We start from the raw sequence: 17,365 nt of genomic DNA, 5'->3' as shown, positions 1-17,365 counted from the left end.
AGCACGGCATAAGCCGTCCAACCATCGCGCAGGGAAGGCCGAGTGATTGGCTACACCTGTATGCTGCTGTGCGGTTTCCTTGCGCTACATTTTCGCGCAGCGGACCGCGGGTGCCAGCCGGCACCCGGCCTTCCCTGCGCCCTCTTGGACAAGAGGGTGGAGTGACCAAGCAAAGCTCGGGCGAATGCGCCGCGAGAATGCGAAGGCGTGTCTTCAAGTTGAGTCTGCACTGGAGGAAGGCGATGCCGCCTCATGCTCCGTCATTGCGAGCGCAGCGAAGCAATCCAGAGTCTTACCGCGGAGGGATCCTGGATTGCTTCGCTGCGCTCGCAATGACGGTTTGACGGCGTGTGCGCCACATTTCGTTCTCGCCAACGCTGCGCAATCTTCCGCAAGTTCAGCGCAGAATCCGCGCCCGGAAAGACGCGTGCCTCACCCCTGGTTCGCCACACGCGCGCGGTCGAGATGCTCTTCGATCCTGGGACGGTCGCGGGTGCGCTCGAAACTGGTGCAGAGCAGCTCGGTCTCCTCCAGCGAAACCGGCGCGCGATACAGTCGGCACATGAATTCGGCCGTTGTGCGACCCTTGCCGGTACCCGGCCCGCGTTCGGCGAGAAACATGCAGTCCCGGCAGATGCTGGCATCGAGCCGCTGATGTGCCGCGTCGAGGTGATTGAGGATCTGGCGCAGCGAATCGCGCAGCCTGACGCACTCGTCGGGTCCGAGCGCGGTGACGGCGTTCAGCACGTGATTGATCGGATCGTGCTGGTTCAGGCACTTTTCGCCCTGCGCAGTGACGTGCAGCACGACAGAACGCTTGTCTTCGTGCGACGGCTTTCGCACCAGGAAGGACTTGCTCTCCAGCGTCTTCACGATCTGCGATGCAGTCGCCCTGGTGGCGCCGATGAAGCCGGCGAGCGCGGACGGTGTGCGCGAAAACCTGTTGGCACGGCCGAGAAAGCGCAGCGCCATCCATTCCCGGTCGCGCAACCCATGCTGATTGCCTTCGAAATACCAAGCCCTCGCCGCCTGAACCAGCAGCTCGACGGCTTCTCTTGCCAATGGCATGAATTCCTACCTTGCCCCGGGAATAACGTCTGCGGCGCCCCGGAGCCGCCTTCCGCCGTCGCGCATGAGTCGTTTGCGAGAAGCCGGACCACCGGCAATGTCCGACACATGCCCCGTGCTCTTCTCTCGCATGAAGGCACGGACTGCCCGGCGCCCGACCTGGACCGATGGGCAATGCAAACTATGGCGCGGGAAGCGGTGTTGCTGATGGTATGCCATTCGCGGCGTCGTCGCACGGGAGCCCGAATAGCCGTCGCCAGCAGACGATGGATCGGAGTAGTTCAACCGAAGCCCCTAAGGTTCAAGTCACACGCAGACGTTTCTTATCTTCGACGAAACGATGAATGAGCTTCTCAACAAAATCAAGTAGAGACCCTCGCGGAGACTGGATGTCGTCGCAGGCGAATGTAACGTTCAAGACAATCTCGCTCTTCGGGACACATGATGGTGAACGCAATACCCTGTCCCACGAGCAACATGCACGCGACTATGTGACGGTTTTATTGCACGGCCCGTTGTTGGCTGTGGTTGATGCAAGTTGATCGAAGCCTGTGCAGGACGAGGATGTGCATCGACATGTCATCCACAACTTGTGCGTTCTGCCAAGAATTGTCCGGGGGAACTCACAGGAATTGCACGCGGCGGTTGTTCCAGCCGGATCAACGAATCGCCGTTCAGTCGCATTCGCGCGGCTGCCTCACCCGAACGGTGGAGAAGATCGCGGCGGAAACTTGAGACGGCCGCGCAGGCGCATGCGCTGTAAGCGTGGCGACATGCGCAATCGCCTGTCGAAAACAACGAGCAAGGTTCGATCGCGTGGCGCCTCGCGCGCCGACTCAATCTGAGACTTGCTAGTCGCCCTTGAGCATGTCCCGCAGCTCGCGGAACGGATCGGCACTTGGCGGAGCCGAGGCGTCCTGCCGCATCGCGCCGTAGATTCTCGGAACCATGTCGACCGCCTGGTCGAGACCCGAATCACGTCCCGCCTGGTATCCGCCCATCAGGCGAAGGTCGCGCGTGTCCTCGTATTTGGCGATCATGGCGCGCAGCTTGCTCACCAATTCGCGCTCTTCGGGGTCCCAGACGTTATGGGCAAGGCGCGAGACCGAACCCAGAACGTCCACCGCGGGATAACGCGCCTGGTCGGCGATGTGCCTGGAGAGCACGATGTGCCCATCGAGTGTGCTGCGGATGGTATCGGCGATAGGCTCGTTGTGATCGTCGCCGTCCACCAGCACGGAGAAAATCCCGGTGATCGTGCCGGACCCCTCCTCGCCGGGTCCGGCGCGCTCCAGAAGGCGCGGCAGATCGGTGAAGACGGTGGGCGCGTAGCCGCGCGCGACTGCGGGCTCACCGGCGGCGAGCGCGACTTCACGGGCGGCGTGGGCGAACCGGGTGATCGAATCGACCATGAGCAGGACCGATTCGCCCCGGTCTCGGAAATATTCGGCGACCGCCATGGCCGTCTTCGGCGCCAGTCGCCGCATCATCGGGCTCTCGTCTCCCGTCGACACGATCGTGACGGCGCGGTGACGATCGGCGCCCAGCACGTCCTCGATGAACTCGCGCACCTCGCGGCCGCGCTCGCCGACCAGGGCCAGCACGACGGTGTCAAAACCCTGACTGCGGGCGAGCATCGCAAGCAGTGTCGATTTACCGACGCCGGAACCGGCAAAGATGCCGACGCGCTGGCCGGCACAGATCGGGGCGAACAGGTCGATGACGCGTACGCCGGTGCGCAGCGGCTTGTGGACCCGCGCGCGCTTCATGGCCGAAGGCGCCTCCGCCTCGGCCGAGACCGGACGCGATCCGGGGGTGAGAGGGCCCTGTCCGTCCAGCGGCGCCCCGAGCGCGTTGATGACGCGGCCCTTCCAGCTTGGATCCGGCGCGAAGGACAGCGGAGGCATCCGGTAGGCGACCGAGCCGAGGCCGCCGGCGAACTGCCGGTCGAACGGCTTGGCGATGATGCCCTCGCTGTCGATCCGCACCACCTCGCCGATCTGGGGCTTGCCGCCGGAGTTGACGCCGATCAGTTCGCCGAGCCTGACGAAGCGCGACAGGCCGGAGACACGGAAATGCGTCGACGCGATCTCGGAGATCGCGCCGCTGACGCTTGCCAGGGGAGTGCTCTGCTGAAGCTCCAGCAGCGCCCACTCAAGTTGCCGAAGAGCGTTCAAGGAAACCGTCCAACCTCATTGCGCGCGGGGCGCAGTCTATTTGCCGGGTTCGCCCAGCGTCCGGATTGCGTTCTGGAGCGAGCTCTCAGTGCCCTCGATCATCGAATTGGTGCCGTCGAAGGCGCGCGAGGCCGCGATCAGCTTCGTCAATTCCATCATCGGATTGGCGCCCGAGCCCTCGACATAGCCCTGCTTGAAGCCGTCGCGGGAGAAGTCGGCGATGGCGGTCGCAGGCCGGTTGGGCGTGACGCCCGAATTGCCGTAGCGGTCGAGATTGGCGTCGGCGGGAATGTTGAACAGGCCGATGGTGCCGATCTCGTTGTTGTCCTGGGTGATCGCGCCGCTGCGCGCGATCGAGACCGGTCCGCCGTTCGGATCGAGGGTGATCTGGGCGCCGCCGGAATCGATGACGGGGAAGCCGGACACGGTCTGAAGGTCGCCGTTGGCGGCGATCTGGAGTCGGCCGTCGCGCGTATAGACCGTGCCGTTCGGACCGGCGAAGGCGATCCAGCCCTGTCCGACCACGGCGACGTCGAGCGGGTTGCCGCTCTCGGTGATGCTACCCATTTCGCGCGAGATGATGTTGTCGCCGGGCGAGGAGAAGGCGACCGGGTTCGCGCCCGCCTTGGACAACACCGTCTCGAACTTCACCACGTCGGTGCGGAACGCCGCCGTGTTGACGTTGGCGACGTTGTTGGCGATCGTCTGGAGGCGTTTTTCGAGGGCGACCTGCGCCGACAATCCTACATAGAGGGCCGATTGCATGACTTACCTGTTGAACTTGATGTTCTGAAGTGTCGTGAGCACGTTGGTATCCATGCCGATCGACGGTGCGGCGCCGCGGACCAGGACCAGCGCCGGGTTGGTCGAGGTGTCGCTCTGGGCCTGGGTCGCATCCCACATCGCCGCGAAGCGCTGCACGAATTTGGTGACCTTGGCCGGATCCTGGAAATCGGTGAGCTTGATCTTGCTCGTGATCATCTTGGCCTGGGCATCGATATCAGCCGAGCTGATCGTCGACGGCAGGCCGAGCGCCGTCTGGACCACTTGTGTCATCGCCTTGTCCGCGAGGATCTGGTAGGAATTGGTGATCGTGGAAGCCTTGCGCGTGAAATAGAGCGCCAGCCGCAGGCCCTCGTTCTGGTCGCCGGCCTTCTCCTCCATCGTCTGCGTGACGTATTGGGTCGCCGTGCCGGTCGTGGCCGCGGCGGTTTGGGTCGCCTTGTCGCCGAGGGCGGCGAAATTGAACGCGGCGGCGAATTGCCGGTAGCGGGTGTCGGTCAGCTTGTTGGCGAAGGTCTTGTTGTCGGCGATACCCTCGGTCAGAACCTTGCGCATGAACGCCTTGGCGTAGGCCATATCGCTGAGGCCATATGCCTTCATCGCGTAGGAATAGAGGCGATAGTCCTTCAGGAAGTCGTCGATGGTCTTCACGTTGCCGATGTGGCTGAGGAAGTAATCGGTGTCGCGGCTGACGTCCGGCTGCGTCGCGACCTGTGTCAGCGACTTGCCCATGTCCTTGGTCAGTCTGGTGTAGTCCGCGATGGTGGATAGCATGACCCGCGCCCCTCTGGCCGCTTTCGCGACGTCGTCCCAAGCTGCCGTGAATCGCTTGCGCGAGGCTGGCGAGGGGGAAGCCAGCCTCGCGCAAGGCTCGCCGACTAGATATTCCCGATGGGATCGGTGATGGAGCGGCGCGTTGGGCAGTTTCGTGGGGATCGTCATCACGGTAGCGGCACTGCTGGGCGGATTTGCCGCCATGGGCGGGCATCTGGGCGTGCTGATGCAGCCGTGGGAGTTCGTGATCATCATGGGCACCGCGGCCGGCACCTTCATCATGGCCAATCCCTGGAAGACGGTCGCGGATACCGGGCTTGCCTGCGTGCAGGCGGTGACGGGGGCGGTGCCCGGTCAACGCTACTATCTCGATCTGCTCGGCGCGCTGCACGCGCTGATGCGGGAGCTGCGGGGCAAGGGCCGCAACGAGGTCGAGGCGCATATCGACGATCCCGCGTCCTCCGAGATCTTCAAGGCGTTCCCGAGCGTGCTCGGAGATCCATCGCTGCTCCAGTTCATCTGCGACTACGTCCGTCTCATCATCATGGGTAACGCGCGAACGCACGAGATCGAAGCGCTGATGGACGAGGAGATCCACACCATCGTGAAGAGCAAGCTGGCGCCCTACCATGCGCTGGTGGTGGTCTCGGAAGCGCTGCCCGCGCTCGGCATCGTCGCCGCGGTGCTCGGCGTCATCAAGGCCATGGGCGCGCTCGACCAGTCGCCGAAGCTGCTGGGCGGCTTCATCGGCGCCGCCCTCGTCGGCACCTTCGCCGGCATTTTCCTGTCCTACGGCATCATTTCGCCCTTCGCGATGAAGGTGAAGATGACGCGCGAAAAGCGTTGCCGGCCCTACATCATCGTCAAGCAAACGCTGCTGGCGTTCATGAACGGCGCCATGCCGCAGATCGCCGTCGAGCACGGCCGCAAGATGATCGCGAGCCCCGAACGGCCCTCGATCGACGTCGTCGAGAACGAGACGATCGCGGGACCCAAGGCTGTCGTGGCCGAGGTTGAACCGAAAGCTGCGCGCGCATCATGATGGAAGCCCTCGACGTCGATCAGCGCAAGCCGCTGCCGAACTATCTGCTGGACGCCGCCGGCATCTCGATCGAGCGCATGCCGATGCTCAATGTGATCTTCGATCGCATGGCGGCATCGTGCACGGACAGCCTGCAGCCGATAGCCGGAACGCCATGCTATTTCTCGGTCAACGGCATCACCAACGATCGTGTCGGCGACATCATCAAGGACTACGAGGCCAACGCGGTTGCGGCCGTGCTCTATGCCGAGCAGTGGGACTCCCGCATCATCATCATGCTGGACCGCGACTTCGTGTTCACCATGGTCGAGGCGATGTTCGGCTCCGATGGCGCCGAACCGCCGCTCGACGTCGAGCGCAGCTTCTCGAACATCGAGATCCGCCTGGTCCAGGCGCTTTTCGAGCGGTTCGCCAAGGCGCTGCAATCCTCCTTCGCCGGCACCTCCAACGTCACCTTCCGCGTGGAGCGGGTCGAGACCGCCATGGCGTCGCTGGCGATCGGGCGGAGCGGCAACATGTCGATCTGCGCGAACATCATGCTGCAGGCGCTCTACCGCGGCGGTCAGATGTTCCTCATCATTCCGCACTCCGCGCTCAACCCGCTGAGGCAGAAGCTTGCGACCGTCGTCGTCAGCGACGGCCGCGCGGCCGATCCGCGCTGGCGCGAGCAGATGGAGACCGAGGTTCACCGCACCGAGGTGACGCTGAGCGCCGTGCTGGACGAGAAGATGATTTCGCTCGGCGACGTCTTGAAGTTCCAGGTCGGCCAGGTGCTCGAGCTCGAAGCCACGCCGCGTACGCTGGCTCGACTCGAGAGCAACAACCAGGTGCTGTTCTGGTGTCAGATCGGCCAGCTTGATGGCTATTACGCCATGCAGGTGGCAGATCCCGTCGATCAGAAACGGGAGTTCGTCGATGATATCCTATCTCGTTGATGCCGTGCTGCTGATTGCGCTCGCCTTCACCAGCATGCGGGTGACCCGGATGCATCGCGAACTGGCGCGGTTGCGCAGCTACCAGGGCGAGTTCTCGACCATCGTCCAGGAGACGGCAGGCGCCTTCGACACGGTCATTACCGCGGCGCATGATTCCACCGCAAATCTCGGGCGGCTCGCCAACGTGCTGAGCACGAAGATCGATCAGGCCCACGAGGCGATCGCGGCGCTTGATGCCAGGAGCGGGCTGGCATCCGCGGCGACCGCGGGCGGCGCCGACGTGAACAAGCATTAAAGCCGAAGCCGGCGGAATAAATACGATCGGAACGTCACGGCGCTCCGGGAGCGGAAATACCAAGAGGCGATACCAGATGGCGCAATCCTTCGACTATGAGTCAGCATCGGCGGCCGACGAGGGGCATACCGAAACATCTCCGCTGGAGCGGTTGGCGGAGATCGCCGCGCGCACCGCGGAGGAGACCGGCAAGTTCGCCAATGTCGATGCCATCCTGCGCATTCCCGTGACCATGCAGGTGGTGCTGGGATCGGCGACCATTCCGGTGGCGAACCTGATGAAGCTCGGCCGCGGCGCGGTGGTTCCGCTCGACCATCGGGTCGGCGAACCCGTCGACGTCGTGGTCAACGGCCGCGTCGTCGCCCGCGGCGAGGTGGTCGTGGTCGAAGAAGACAATTCCCGCTTCGGCGTCTCGCTCACCGAAATTGTCGGGCCGTTGGGACAGGGTGATACCTGACCATGGCGGCACAGGTCGGCATGGCTCCCATCAAGCAGCGAGGCGTCGCCACGCTGGGCGGAACGGAGAAGGTCGCGGCACTCCTGCTCGCCATGGGCCGGCAGGCGGCCGCCAGCGTGCTCGCGCAGTTCGAGCCGCAGGATATCCGCACCGTCACCAAGGCAGCGGCCGAGCTGCGGCCGATCACGGCGCAGGAACTGGAAGCGATCGTCGAGGAGTTCGCCCAGCAATTCTCGATGGGCGCCAACATTCTCGGCACCCTCGGTGGCCTGGAAGCCGTGCTCGGCGACGTGCTCCCGGCCGACCAGGTCTCGGCCATCATGTCGGACCTGCTCGGCAATTCGAGTCGGTCCGTGTGGGATCGCGTTTCGTCGGTGTCGGAAAACTCGCTGGCAAGCTACCTCTCCAAGGAGCATCCGCAGACCGCGGCGCTCATCCTGTCCAAGGTCAAGCCGTCCTGCGCGGCCAAGGTCATGAGCCAGCTGCCGTCGAGTCTGCGCAACGAGCTGATGCGGCGCGTGCTCAGCCTCAAGCCGATCGTCGACGACGCCATGAGGGTCCTCGAGAAGACGCTGCATGAGGATCTGACGCTGAACTTCGCCCGCAACCTCGGCGCGGACACCTATGCCCGCGTTGCCGACATCATCAACAAGATGGAGCGCGGACACATCGAGGACATGCTCAAGAGCCTGTCGGAGAAGCGGCCGAAGTCGGCCGAAGTGCTGAAGGAGCTGCTCTTCACCTTCGACGACGTGACCAACCTGACGCCGAAGGCGCGCACCATGATCTTCGACCAGGTGCCGACCGATCGCATCGTCATCGCGCTGAAGGGCACCGACAAGCACTTCCGCGAGATGATCCTGTCCTCGGTCGCCTCGCGCGTCCGCCGGGTCGTCGAGCACGAACTCGCCATCGGCGAACCGTCGAACCAGCGCGACGTGCTGGAGGCGCGGCGCGTGATCACCGACCTCGCGCTTGACCTCGCGGAAAAGGGCGAAATCGAGCTCAACCCCGAGCAGGAGGATGAGCTGGTCTTCCGCTGACCGCTGAACGGGCATGGCAGAAACAACCGATCAGGAGAGCAAGACAGAAGAGCCGACCGAGAAAAAAGTCCGCGATGCGCTCGAACAGGGCAAAATCCCGGTCTCTCGGGAGGCTTCCATCTTCGCCTCGATGGCTGCGCTGATGGTGATCCAGGCGTTCCTGATCGGCCAGGGCGTTCAGCAATTGACGCCGATGCTGACGGGCTTTCTCGATGATCCCGACGGCTTCCCTCTCAGCACCGGGGCCGACGCCCAGAATCTCCTCATCGTGGTCGGGCTTCAGGCACTGCGGTTCCTGACGCCGCTGGTCGTCACCCTGGCGGCGTTCGGGCTGGCAGCCTCGCTGTTGCAAAATGCTCCCAGCCTGGTGCTCCATCGCATCACGCCGGACCTGTCGCGAATCTCTCCGCTCAGCGGCTGGAGCCGGCTGTTTGGATCGCAGGGCCTCGTCGAGTTCGCCAAGTCGCTGTTCAAGCTCGCCGCGGTCACCGTCGTCGTCGCGTTCGTGCTGCGCTCGTCGGAAGCGAAGGCGTTCGAGGCGATGTACACCGATCCGGTCGCGCTGCCGGAAATGATTCTCAACATCGCCATGCGAATCGTCTCGGCGATCTGCATCGCGACCATCGTCCTGGTCGCGGTCGATCTGGCCTGGGCGCGCTTCCACTGGCGGCGCGAGCTGCGCATGACGCGGCAGGAGATCAAGGACGAGCACAAGCAGGCCGAAGGCGATCCGCTGATCAAGGCGCGCCTGCGTTCGCTGGCGCGCGACCGCTCGCGCCAGCGCATGATCGCTTCCGCATCGCGGGCGACGCTGGTGATCGCGAACCCCACGCACTTCGCGATCGCGCTGCGCTACAATCGCGAGGAAAATCCGGCACCGATCGTCGTGGCGAAGGGCATGGACGTGATTGCGCTGAAGATCCGCGAAGTCGCCGAGCAGAACCGGATTCCGGTGATCGAGAACAAGGCGCTGGCGCGCGCGCTCTACGAGGCGGTTCAGGTCGATCAGGTGATTCCGGCGGAGTTCTTCCGGCCGGTCGCCGAGATCATCTACTTCCTGCAATCCAAGCAGACGCCGCGGTCCGAGAAGGTCCAGTAGAATTCCGAGGACGGCGTCCCTTCCATCAGCCTGACGAAAGCTTGCGACCCTAAGGTTACACCGTCTGAACCAGAATGGTGCTGCCGTGGGACCGCTCTATCTCTTCGAACTCGCATCGTCGCAGGCGCGATACCTCGAGCTCCGCCAATCGACGATCGCAACCAACGTCGCCAACGCCAACACGCCGGGCTTCAAGGCGCGCGACGTCGAGCCCTTCAACAAGGTGCTCGACAGCACGCCGGTGAGACTGGCGACTACGTCGCCGTCGCACATGCAGCTCTCTGCTGCCGAGAGCGACACCCGGGCGACCGCGAAGAAGGACAGCTGGGACGTGGTTCACTCCGGCAACTCCGTCAGTCTCGAGCAGGAAATGATCAAGGGCAGCGACGTCAGTCGCGACTACTCGATGAACTCGGCCATCGTGCGGTCGTTTCACCGCATGCTGCTGTCGAGCGCGAAGACCTGAGGTGAACTGACATGCTGGACTCATTGCAATCCTCGTTGACGGTCGCGAGCTCCGGGCTCGAAGCGCAGTCGACGCGCATGCGCATCGTCTCGGAGAACCTCGCCAACGCGACGTCGACGGGGCGCGCCGCCGGCGCCGATCCCTATCAACGCAAGACGATCACCTTCGATGCCGCGATGGACCGCGCCTCGGGCGCTCAGCTGGCGAAGGTCAAGGAAATCGGGGTCGACACCACGCCATACCGCGTGGAGTACGAGCCGGGGCATCCCGCCGCCGACAAGGCCGGCTACGTCAAGCTGCCGAACGTCAACATGATGATCGAGATGGCGGACATGCGGGAAGTCAACCGCTCCTATGAAGCCAATCTCCAGGTCGTGAAACAGGTGAGGTCGATGCTGGGCATGACCATCGACCTGCTGAGGAGCTGACAATGCTTGAGGCAATTTCATCGACCGCGATCTCAACTGCGCAGGCGGCGAGCCGCGCGACCGAGGCGCAGGCGATCTCGTCGACGGCGGCGCCCGCGATCCAGTCCGGCGGCGACGTCGGATTCGAATCGGTCATGAAGCAAGTGACCACGGACGCGATCGGGACGCTGAAGGCGGGCGAGGCCGCCTCGGTCTCGGCGATGCAAGGCAAAGAATCGACGCGGCGCGTCGTGGAGGCGCTGATGTCGGCCGAGCAGGCCTTGCAGACGGCGGTCGCAGTTCGCGACAAGGTCGTGCAGGCCTACCAAGAAGTCGTTCGGATGTCGATCTGATCAAGGAGTGACGCTGTGAAATCGCTTGCCATCGCGGCCACGGGCATGAACGCCCAGCAGACCAACATCGAAGTCATCGCCAACAACATCGCCAACATCAACTCGACCTCGTACAAGCGGGCGCGTGCCGAATTCACCGATCTGTTCTACCAGATGGACCGCATGCAGGGGGTTGCCAACACCAGCGGCTCGTCGCCGATCCCGGAAGGCGCCAATCTCGGCCTCGGCGTCAAGTCGGCGGCGATCCGCAAGCTGCACATCCAGGGTGCGCTCACACAGACCGGCAATCCATACGACATGGCGATCAACGGCCGCGGTTGGTTTCAGGTGCTCGGCCCGAATAACGAGGTGCAGTATACCCGTGCGGGCTCGTTCAACACCAATGCCAACAGCCAGCTCGTCACGACCGACGGCTATCTGCTGGATCCCGCCATCACGGTGCCGCAGGGAACGGTCCAGGTCACGGTCAACCAGACCGGACAGGTGTTTGCCAAGCTGGATACGGAAGTGAACCCGAGGCAAATCGGCCAGCTCAATCTCGCCAATTTCGCCAACGAGGCCGGCCTTGAACCGCTGGGCAGCAATCTCTATCGCGAGACCACGGCGTCCGGCACGCCGGTCGTCGGGCTGCCCGGCGATTCCGGCTACGGCAAGATCAACCAGCAATATCTCGAGGCCTCGAACGTCGACCCGGTCAAGGAAATCACCGAGTTGATCTCTGCCCAGCGCGCCTACGAAATGAATGCCAAGGTCATCCAGGCCTCGGATGAAATGGCCCAGACGGTCTCGAAGGGCATGCGCTAGTTCCGGTGTATCCATGTTGAACAGGATGGGCTCGATCATGCGCGGGTTGGCCGCCGTGCTGCTGGTTCTCGTCTCGGCGCGTCTCGCCGCGGCCGAGGAGAAGCGGCTCCCTGTGCCGGCCGTCCCGATCCGCGCCGGCGAGCTGATCCGGGACGACGTGATCACCGAGCGCGCCTTTGCGCCGAACGTGCTCGGCGTCGCCATGTTCATCGAAGGACGCCAGGTCCTGGTCGGCCGCATGGCGCGCCGCGCGCTGCTCCCCGGCCAGCCGATCCCGACCAACTCGGTGGAGGATCCCTGGACGGTCGCCCGCGGCGCGATGGTCAAGGTCGTGGTCGAAGACAGCGGCCTGTCGATCGTGACCTACGGCGCCGCGATGCAGTCGGGCGCGCCCGGCGCGCTCATCCCGATACGAAACACCGATACGGGTGTGATCATCAGGGGCGTCGTTCAGCCGGACGGCACCGTCAAGGTCGTGGACGGGTCATGACCAGAGTCCTGCTCGCGCTCGTCCTGCTCGTTTCCGCCGTCAGCGCCCAGGCCGCCGTCCGCATCAAGGACATCGCGGACATCAAGGGATTGCGCGAAAACCAGATCGTCGGCTACGGCCTCGTCATCGGCCTGAACGGCACCGGCGACACGCTCCGCAATGCTCCGTTCACGGAGCAGTCCCTGCAATCGATGCTCGAGAACATGGGCATCAATGTCAGGAACGAGACCACCAGCACCAACAATCCGCCGCGGCCGACGACGCTGCGCACGCGCAACGTCGCGGCCGTGATGGTGACCGCGGACCTGCAGCCCTCGATCGGTGCCGGCGAGCGCATGGACGTGACGGTGTCGTCGCTCGGCGATGCGACCTCGCTGCTCGGCGGCACGCTGGTGATGACGTCGCTGCGCGCGGCGGACGGAGCGGTCTATGCAGTGGCGCAAGGCGCGGTCACGGTCGCCGGCTACAGCGTCGGAGGCCAGGCCCAGAACGTCAGCCAGGGCACGCCGACCGCGGGCCGTATCCCGAATGGCGCTCTGGTCGAGCGCGAAGTGCAGGGTAGTCTCCATGAAATGGAGTATCTTGTGCTGGAGCTCAAGAACCCCGACTTCGTCACCGCAACGCGAATCCTCGACGCGATCAACCGCTATGCCGGCGGCCGTTATCGGGCGCAGATCGCCTTCGAGCGCGACTACCGTACCATCGTGCTGTCGAAGCCGCGCCATATCGGACCGGTTCGCTTTCTCGCCGAAATCGGCGAGCTGACGGTCGAGCCGGACACGCCGGCGCGGGTCGTGATCAACGAACGTACCGGCACGGTGGTGATCGGACGCGACGTACGGATATCGACCGTTGCCGTGACGCACGGCAATCTGACGGTCCGCGTCACCGAGCTTCCCGTGGTGTCGCAACCGGCGCCCTTCTCGAAAGGGCAGACGGTGGTCGTGCCCCAGACCGTGGTCGAGGCCAACGAGGCCGGATCGCAGGTGGCGATCCTGAGCGGCGTCGATCTCCAGCGTCTGGTGCGCGGCCTGAACCAGATCGGCCTGAAACCATCCGGCATCATCGCGATTCTCCAGGCGATCAAGACGGCCGGCGCCCTCCAGGCGGATGTCATCGTGCAATGACGCGTAAGCGCCGTGCAAGCTTGGTCGCTCAATGCTCTCTCGACCGAGAATCGTACGCGGGCCGATGTTGAAGCTGGATCATAAAGCCAAACTCCTCCTCTTGGTCGCGGCCTCCGCGCTCGCGAGCGCTTCGCCCATTCTGGCGCTGGATGAGGCCAAGCCGTCGAAGCCGCTCAACCTGCTGTCCTTCGCGCGCGCCCGCGCGCCTGGCCCGCAGAAGCCGATCTCATCGATCCCGAGCGACAATGCGTCGATGCGGGCGACGGCGTGGGCAGCCGAAGATTCGGGACCGGCGACCACGGGTGCCGTGCCGGCCTCCGAGAAGCCCGCGCCGGCACCCACAGCCGCGCCGCGACCCGCCAAGCCCGGTAGCGTCACGGCGCCGCCGAAGCCGGTGCCGCCCCAGGCCGCTGCAACCGCGGACAACGAGATCGCCCTGTTCTGCAGCAATGTCGCCGACCCCGCCGTCGATGCAAGGCTGGCCTGGCAGCTCAAGGAGCTGGAGAAGGCCGAGAACCAGCTTCGCGAGCGGATCGCCGAGGTTGAGGCCAAGCGCGCGGAATATGAGAAGTGGATGGCGTTGCGGGACGACTTCCTGAAGAAGGCCGAAGCGAGCGTCGTCGAGATCTACTCACGCATGAAGCCGGACGCCGCCGCAACCCAGATCGCCGGGATGGCGGACGAGACGGCTGCGGCCGTGCTCGCAAAGCTCAGCCCGAGGAGCTCGAGCGCAATCTTCAACGAGATGGAGACGGGGCGCGCGGCGCACCTCGCCGATCTACTCGGCGGGATGCGTCGCGTGGATGACGGAAAGACCAAATAGATGAAGAATCTGATCCTCATCCTCTCGCTGTTATCGCTTGCCGGATGCGTCACTGATCCGGCCGAGGTCCTGACTGGCCCGCGATTGTCGCCGGTCGGAAGCGGCCTGAGGACGCAGGCCGATCCGATTCCCGTGACGCCCCGCATGCACTCGCCCGTCAGCTATCGCTCGACCTGGGACGACGGCACCGACCTCTACCGCGATCCCCGCGCCCGGCGCGTCGGCGACGTCGTGACGGTGATCATCTCGATGCAGGACAAGGCCAAGCTCGACAACAAGACGGGTCGCTCGCGCGATTCGCAGATCAAGTTCGGGCTCGACTGGTTGATGGACGTCGCGGGATGGCAGGACAAGGGCTCGACGAGCGCCAACCTCAACACCAACACCCAGATCAAGGGCAACGGCCAGATCGACCGCACAGAGGATATCAAACTGTCGATCGCAGCCATCGTAACCGACGTGTTGCCGAACGGAAATATGATGATCAGCGGCTCGCAGGAGTTCAAGGTCAATACGGAAATGCGCGTGCTCAACGTCGGCGGCATCGTGCGTCCACGCGATATCTCGCGAACCAACACGATCTCCTACGAGAAGATCGCCGAGGCGCGCGTGGCCTATGGCGGTCGGGGAAATCTCTCGGACGTGCAGCAGCCTGGATGGGGACATCGGATCTATGACGCCGTGGCACCGTTCTGAGATGCGCGACCGTCGGGCCGCGTCAAAAGGGCAGGGGACGTCATGCGCCTGATTGCGGCCATCGTGGTGTTGACCCTGATCGCGATCGGCGCGGGCGCGCTTGCCGGCCTGCATCTGTTTGCGGCCGCCGAGCGCGTCGCCGATGCGAAGAAAACCGCCACGCCGCCGCCTCTTGCCTCGAGCTACGCCGGCAGCGCGCGGCTCAGGAAGCTGTCGCCGATCGTGACCAATCTCGGCGCGCCGGCCAACAACTGGGCCCGCATCGAAGCCTCCATGGTGACCGACAGCATGAGCGACGAGGATGCCGGCATCCTGGCGGCCCATATCAGCGAGGACATTGTCACCTATCTACGGTCGGCGACGGTGGCGCAGTTCGAGGGATCGCGCGGGCTTCAGCACCTGCGCGACGACCTGACCGAGCGCGCCAACATCCGCTCCTCGGGCAAGATCCGCGAATTGATCATTGAGACGTTGGTGATTCAGTGAAACTGAGAGTCCTGCTGCTTGCGTTGCTCCTGGTCGTGCTGCCCGAAGTGGCACTGGCCCAGATTCCGGACCTCAATTCGCTGCTGCCGCCGGGCAACGGCTCGACCAGTGGCCGGATCATCCAGTTGATGGCGGTGATCACGGTACTCTCCGTGGCGCCGGGACTGCTCATCATGGTGACTAGCTTCACGCGGTTTGCGGTGGCGCTGTCGTTCCTGCGCGCCGGTCTCGGACTTCAGACCACGCCGGCCAATCTGGTGCTGATCAGCCTCGCGCTGTTCATGACCTTCTACGTGATGGCGCCGACCTTCGACCGCGCCTGGGAAACCGGCATCCAGCCGCTGATGAAGAACGAGATCTCGGAGGAAGACGCCTATCTGAAGATCACCGATCCGTTCCGCGAATTCATGCTGGCTCATGTTCGCGACAAAGATCTGCAGACCTTCGAATCGCTCGCCGCGGAGAGCTTCCGCAGGAAATTCGACGACAAACGCGTCGACATGCGCGTCATCATTCCGGCCTTCATGATTTCCGAGCTCAGACGTTCGTTCGAGATCGGATTTCTCATCATCCTGCCGTTCCTCGTCATCGACATGATCGTGGCGACGCTGACCATGTCGATGGGCATGATGATGATGCCGCCGACCATCCTCGCACTTCCGTTCAAGATGCTGTTCTTCGTGCTGATCGACGGCTGGAACCTGCTTGCCTCCGGGCTGGTGCGCTCGTTCTCGTAACGGCAACGAGCGCCAGAGGGGGCGTTATGGTTAGCGAGAAGTACCGGACTATGGTTAGCAATAGGTACTGTTAACCAACTGATTTTACAGCGCAATTCAAGCCGATCTTAATCCGCGCGCAAGATTCGGCGTGCTAGCAATGCGTCACGGCGGGTTGGACCCCACCCACATCAGTCCAAAGGCATGATGCCGCCCCTCCGTACCGGTGAAAGCCCGGTATGTCCCCTCGTGAAAATGTAACGCGTACATAAAGGGACATTCGCAATGTCAAGCCTGCTTACGAACTCGACCGCCATGACCGCACTCCAGACCTTGCGGTCTGTGAGCTCGCAGCTCTCCACCACGCAGACCCGCATCTCCACCGGCCAGCGCGTCTCGACCGCTTCGGACAACGCTGCCTACTGGTCGATCGCGACCTCGATGCGCGCCGACAACGCCGCGCTCTCGGCGGTCTCCGACTCGCTCGGTCTGTCGGCCGCGACCGTCGACACCGAATATACCGCTCTGACCACGGTCATCGGCGACAAGGACTCCGGCCTGACCAAGCTCCAGTCCCTGCTGGTCGAAGCCAAGACCGCCGGTATCGACCGCAGCAAGATCCAGGCCGACGTCACCCAGATCCAGCAGCAGATGAAGGCGACAGCCAGTGCGGCGACCTTCAACGGCATCAACTGGTTGAGCACGTCCGCCACAACGCCGACGACCTTCAGCCTGGTGTCGTCGTACTCGCGTGTCGGCGGTACGCCCACCATCGGCTCCATCACCGTGACGACCGCCAACTACTCGCTCTACACCTCGACGCAGACCGGCATTCTCGACACGGCCGGTTCGACCGCCCCGTCGATCAACACGATGAGCATCTCCGCGTTGACCGACTCGGCCGCTGACCAGACCACGCTCGACGGCTACATCGCGCAGGTCACCGCTGGCATCAACTCGGTGGCCTCGGCTGCCGCCAATCTCGGTGCCGTCAAGAACCGGCTCTCGACCAACACGGACTTCGTGAAGTCGCTGATGGACTCCGTGGACCGCGGTATCGGTCAGCTCGTCGACGCCGACATGAACCAGGAGTCCACCCGCCTGTCGGCCCTCCAGGTCCAGCAGCAGCTCGGTGTTCAGGCGCTCTCGATCGCCAACAACAGCAGCCAGAGCATCCTGTCGCTGTTCCGCTAAACCCCGAACCATCCGGGAAGGGCCGCGCTTCTTGCGAAGCGCGGCCCTTTCATTTTGGCGTGACGTCGCGCGCCGCAATTTCGGCCGCCTTGTTGCGGCAAAGACACAGAGCCACAAGCCCCGCACAAGC

At 64.0% G+C, this 17,365-nt stretch carries 21 protein-coding genes; 17 read left to right on the top strand and 4 right to left on the bottom strand.

What is annotated here, in order from left to right; translation table 11 throughout:
• Nucleotides 1-432: 432 nt before the first annotated feature.
• The 4 genes from AC0L3U_RS28745 to AC0L3U_RS28730 form a co-directional block, all read right to left on the bottom strand.
• Complete coding sequence (locus AC0L3U_RS28745; RefSeq protein WP_473364078.1) at nt 433-1,068, bottom strand: MarR family winged helix-turn-helix transcriptional regulator; 636 nt, start codon at nt 1,066-1,068, stop codon at nt 433-435.
• An 851-nt stretch (nt 1,069-1,919) separates the two neighbouring features.
• On the bottom strand, nt 1,920-3,245 hold the full coding sequence (fliI, locus tag AC0L3U_RS28740; protein WP_018453953.1) for a flagellar protein export ATPase FliI: 1,326 nt from the start codon (nt 3,243-3,245) through the stop codon (nt 1,920-1,922).
• A gap of 36 nt (nt 3,246-3,281) precedes the next feature.
• Complete coding sequence (flgF, locus tag AC0L3U_RS28735) at nt 3,282-4,010, bottom strand: flagellar basal-body rod protein FlgF (protein ID WP_007595915.1); 729 nt, start codon at nt 4,008-4,010, stop codon at nt 3,282-3,284.
• A gap of 3 nt (nt 4,011-4,013) precedes the next feature.
• Nucleotides 4,014-4,802 carry a DUF1217 domain-containing protein gene (locus AC0L3U_RS28730; RefSeq protein WP_473364077.1) on the bottom strand — a complete coding sequence of 263 codons (789 nt, stop codon included), beginning with the start codon at nt 4,800-4,802 and terminating at the stop codon, nt 4,014-4,016.
• Nucleotides 4,803-4,944: 142 nt separating this feature from the next.
• On the opposite strand from AC0L3U_RS28730, the gene motA reads away from it, so the two are divergent.
• The 17 genes from motA (at nt 4,945) to AC0L3U_RS28645 (ending at nt 17,235) form a co-directional block, all read left to right on the top strand.
• Nucleotides 4,945-5,844, top strand: a complete 900-nt coding sequence (gene motA, locus AC0L3U_RS28725) for a flagellar motor stator protein MotA (protein WP_456768210.1) — start codon at nt 4,945-4,947, stop codon at nt 5,842-5,844.
• Nucleotides 5,841-6,779 (top strand): flagellar motor switch protein FliM, encoded by a 939-nt coding sequence (locus AC0L3U_RS28720; RefSeq protein ID WP_473364076.1) that lies wholly within the window; start codon nt 5,841-5,843, stop codon nt 6,777-6,779. The genes motA and AC0L3U_RS28720 overlap by 4 nt, the downstream gene beginning before the upstream one ends.
• Entirely contained in the window at nt 6,760-7,074 is a 315-nt protein-coding gene (locus tag AC0L3U_RS28715) for a hypothetical protein (protein WP_018453958.1), read from the top strand. The genes AC0L3U_RS28720 and AC0L3U_RS28715 overlap by 20 nt, the downstream gene beginning before the upstream one ends.
• Nucleotides 7,075-7,150: 76 nt before the next feature.
• A complete protein-coding gene (gene fliN / locus AC0L3U_RS28710; RefSeq protein ID WP_027519864.1) occupies nt 7,151-7,531 on the top strand; it encodes a flagellar motor switch protein FliN in 381 nt (126 codons plus the stop codon).
• Between the two features lie 2 nt (nt 7,532-7,533).
• Nucleotides 7,534-8,574 (top strand): flagellar motor switch protein FliG, encoded by a 1,041-nt coding sequence (locus AC0L3U_RS28705; protein ID WP_027570476.1) that lies wholly within the window; start codon nt 7,534-7,536, stop codon nt 8,572-8,574.
• 13 nt (nt 8,575-8,587) lie between these two features.
• Nucleotides 8,588-9,673: a flagellar biosynthesis protein FlhB gene (flhB, locus tag AC0L3U_RS28700; RefSeq protein WP_456768212.1), complete on the top strand. Its 1,086-nt coding sequence runs from the start codon at nt 8,588-8,590 to the stop codon at nt 9,671-9,673.
• An 85-nt stretch (nt 9,674-9,758) separates the two neighbouring features.
• On the top strand, nt 9,759-10,139 hold the full coding sequence (flgB, locus tag AC0L3U_RS28695; RefSeq protein WP_473364075.1) for a flagellar basal body rod protein FlgB: 381 nt from the start codon (nt 9,759-9,761) through the stop codon (nt 10,137-10,139).
• A gap of 11 nt (nt 10,140-10,150) precedes the next feature.
• Complete coding sequence (gene flgC, locus AC0L3U_RS28690; protein WP_007595894.1) at nt 10,151-10,567, top strand: flagellar basal body rod protein FlgC; 417 nt, start codon at nt 10,151-10,153, stop codon at nt 10,565-10,567.
• Between the two features lie 2 nt (nt 10,568-10,569).
• Nucleotides 10,570-10,899 (top strand): flagellar hook-basal body complex protein FliE, encoded by a 330-nt coding sequence (gene fliE / locus AC0L3U_RS28685; RefSeq protein WP_473364074.1) that lies wholly within the window; start codon nt 10,570-10,572, stop codon nt 10,897-10,899.
• 15 nt (nt 10,900-10,914) lie between these two features.
• Nucleotides 10,915-11,703 (top strand): flagellar basal-body rod protein FlgG, encoded by a 789-nt coding sequence (gene flgG, locus AC0L3U_RS28680; RefSeq protein WP_007595892.1) that lies wholly within the window; start codon nt 10,915-10,917, stop codon nt 11,701-11,703.
• Nucleotides 11,704-11,716: 13 nt separating this feature from the next.
• Nucleotides 11,717-12,193, top strand: a complete 477-nt coding sequence (flgA, locus tag AC0L3U_RS28675) for a flagellar basal body P-ring formation chaperone FlgA (RefSeq protein ID WP_473364073.1) — start codon at nt 11,717-11,719, stop codon at nt 12,191-12,193.
• Nucleotides 12,190-13,320, top strand: coding sequence for a flagellar basal body P-ring protein FlgI (gene flgI / locus AC0L3U_RS28670; protein WP_456768215.1), 1,131 nt, complete (start codon nt 12,190-12,192; stop codon nt 13,318-13,320). Before flgA ends, flgI begins: the two co-directional genes overlap by 4 nt.
• Nucleotides 13,321-13,384: 64 nt before the next feature.
• On the top strand, nt 13,385-14,143 hold the full coding sequence (locus AC0L3U_RS28665; RefSeq protein ID WP_456768216.1) for a MotE family protein: 759 nt from the start codon (nt 13,385-13,387) through the stop codon (nt 14,141-14,143).
• A complete protein-coding gene (gene flgH, locus AC0L3U_RS28660) occupies nt 14,144-14,839 on the top strand; it encodes a flagellar basal body L-ring protein FlgH (RefSeq protein ID WP_018453966.1) in 696 nt (231 codons plus the stop codon).
• A gap of 42 nt (nt 14,840-14,881) precedes the next feature.
• On the top strand, nt 14,882-15,325 hold the full coding sequence (locus AC0L3U_RS28655) for a flagellar basal body-associated FliL family protein (protein WP_354060135.1): 444 nt from the start codon (nt 14,882-14,884) through the stop codon (nt 15,323-15,325).
• Nucleotides 15,322-16,062 (top strand): flagellar type III secretion system pore protein FliP, encoded by a 741-nt coding sequence (gene fliP, locus AC0L3U_RS28650; protein WP_473364072.1) that lies wholly within the window; start codon nt 15,322-15,324, stop codon nt 16,060-16,062. The genes AC0L3U_RS28655 and fliP overlap by 4 nt, the downstream gene beginning before the upstream one ends.
• A gap of 264 nt (nt 16,063-16,326) precedes the next feature.
• Nucleotides 16,327-17,235: a flagellin N-terminal helical domain-containing protein gene (locus tag AC0L3U_RS28645; protein WP_027570484.1), complete on the top strand. Its 909-nt coding sequence runs from the start codon at nt 16,327-16,329 to the stop codon at nt 17,233-17,235.
• Nucleotides 17,236-17,365: the final 130 nt, after the last annotated feature.

This window comes from Bradyrhizobium sp. Kon69 (genome assembly GCF_055807515.1).
Note: the sequence above shows the minus strand (reverse complement) of the source record. Positions and strands in the feature narration are given on the sequence as shown.